The 2,243-nt window shown below is 67.6% G+C and carries 2 protein-coding genes; both read right to left on the reverse strand.

Annotated elements, in window-relative coordinates; all coding sequences use genetic code 11:
• Positions 1-19 precede the first annotated feature (19 nt).
• Positions 20-898: an ABC transporter permease gene (locus ADX84_RS24975; protein WP_049579929.1), complete on the reverse strand. Its 879-nt coding sequence runs from the start codon at positions 896-898 to the stop codon at positions 20-22.
• A gap of 278 nt (positions 899-1,176) precedes the next feature.
• On the reverse strand, positions 1,177-2,243 hold a 1,067-nt coding region (locus tag ADX84_RS24980), incomplete at its 5' end, for an ABC transporter permease (RefSeq protein ID WP_049579932.1).

The raw sequence follows: 2,243 nt of genomic DNA on the forward strand, positions 1-2,243 counted from the left end.
GGGAGGTCGTTCACGGGGCTCACCTGTCCCGGAGTCGTGGGTTGAGGGCCTGTTCCAGGGAACGGGTCATGGTCACCAGCCCGATCTGGAAGAGCATGATCATCACCATCGGGGCGATGAGGAAGGGCGCGGCCTGGGGCAGGAGGAAGGCGTTGTTGTCCCAGGCCTGCTGGATCATCAGTCCCCAGTTGTCGGCGGTGCTGGGCAGCAGGCCCAGCAGGTACATGCCGACGACCGCGTAGATGGCGTTGGTGATGGCGATGATGAAGTTGATGAAGATGTAGCCCAGCATGTTGGGCAGCACCTCGACGAAGAGGATGCGCGCGGTGCCGAGGTCCTGGAGCCGCGCCGCCTCGATGAACTCGCGTTCCTTCAGCGAGAGGACCTGTGCCCGGATGGACCTCATCAGGAACGGCCAGGTGACCAGGCCGATGATGAGGGAGACCACCATCGGGGAGGAGGTGCGGTAGAAGGAGGCGATGACCAGCATCAGGACGATGAAGGGGATGGTCATCGTGATGTCGGTCAGCTGGAGCAGCAGGTGGTCCAGACGGCCTCGGACGTACCCGGCCACCGCGCCCAGGACCACGGCGATGGCGACGGTGATGAGGGCGGCGACGAAGCCGACCAGGATGGGTTCGCGTCCGCCCAGGATGAGCTGGGTGAGGGTGTCCTTGCCCTCGTGGTTGGTCCCGAGCCAGTGCTCGGAGCTCATGGGACCCCAGATCCTGCTGACGTCCGTGGGGTTGTGGTGGTCGATGAGCAGGGGGCCGACGAAGGCGAAGAGGAGGACGCTGAGGACCAGGCAGAGCCCGATGAACCCGCTGGTGCTGCGGGTGATGCCCTGCCAGATGGTGCCCCAGACGCCCGTTGACGCTGGTGCGGTGGTGACTGCCATGGGTCGTCCCTTTAGTGCGTGTCCGGTGGATGCTGCCCGTTGCGAGCGGTGCGGACGGGTGTCCCGTGCCGAAGGCGTCCGTTGGGGTTGGTGGCGGGTGACGTGTGGGCGGTGCTGGCAGGGGGTTCAGGAGGGTGGGCCCCTGCTGTGCTCGGCTCGTAAGGCTCCGCGGTGGTCGCGCGGCGGGGCCCGCCCGGGTCTGGCTGTCGGCTGGTGGGAACGCCGTGCCGGTGCGGCTGGGGCGACGCGCGGCAGGGCGCGTGTCCGACGAACACGCCCTAGTTCCGGATGCGCGGGTCGAGCCTGCTGTAGAGCAGGTCGGAGACGAGGTTGGCGATCACCACGCACGAGGTGATGATGATGAGCAGCCCCTGCAGGAGCGGGTAGTCGCGGTAGTTGACCGCGTCGAGGAGCAGCCCGCCCACGCCCTTGTAGACGAGGACCTGTTCGACGAAGATCGCGCCTCCGACCAGGGTTCCGAAGGAGATCGCGATCTGGGCGACCAGTGGCAGGACGGCGTTGCGACCGACGTAGGCGGTGGCGATGCGTCCGTCGCGCAGGCCCCGGGCACGGGCCACGGTCACGTAGTCCTCGCCGAGCACCTCGGTAGTGGAGGCCTTCATGACGAGCATCCAGGTGCCGATGATGGCCAGCACGTAGGTGCCGATCGGCAGCGCCGCGTGGAAGAACGCGTCCCCGACGAACCTCAGCGTGAACTCCGGTTGGACGCCGGGACTGAGGGTTCCGCGCAGTTCGATGGGGTTGAACCAGCCCAGGTACATGCCTCCGCCGACGACCAGCACCATGGCGATGAGGTAGTTCGGGACGGCGCCGAGAACCGAGGCCACGACGCTGAGCACGTGGTCCAGGATCTGGTTGCGGCGGTAGGCCATGATCATGCCCAGTGCGAGGCCGAGGGCGATCGCGACGAGGGTGCCGACGCCGATGCTGAAGAGGGTCCAGGGGAGGTAGGCGCCGATGGCGTCGGTGACGCTGAAGCCGGGGCGGTTGATGGTGCCGCCGAGGTCGAGCGTGAACAGCCCGACGATGAACTCCCACCACTGCCGGAAGAGGGGCGCGTCCGGGTCGTAGGCCAGCGAGTGGATCGCGATGGCACGGGCCTCGTTCATCGACATGCCGCCCTGGGTGAGGCGGCCCGCCATGACGTCGATGGGGTCGCCCGGCATGGCGCGGCCGAGGAAGAACGTCACGTTGGCCACCACGAAGACCACGACGAGGGCCTTGCGTACCTTCACGAAGACGTAGTTGCGCCAGACCCGGGCCAGGAGGCGTTGGGTCGTCCCTGGGGCGGCGGGCGCGGGTTCACCGGTGTCCGGGGGTGGTG

Source organism: Nocardiopsis sp. SBT366, from assembly GCF_001083815.1.
Taxonomy (GTDB): Bacteria; Actinomycetota; Actinomycetes; order Streptosporangiales; family Streptosporangiaceae; genus Nocardiopsis; species Nocardiopsis prasina.

What these genes read in the sequence shown, in the direction of transcription:
- ADX84_RS24975 (WP_049579929.1), bottom strand. Translation starts at nt 898, where the DNA reads ATGGCAGTCACCACCGCACCAGCGTCAACGGGCGTCTGGGGCACCATC.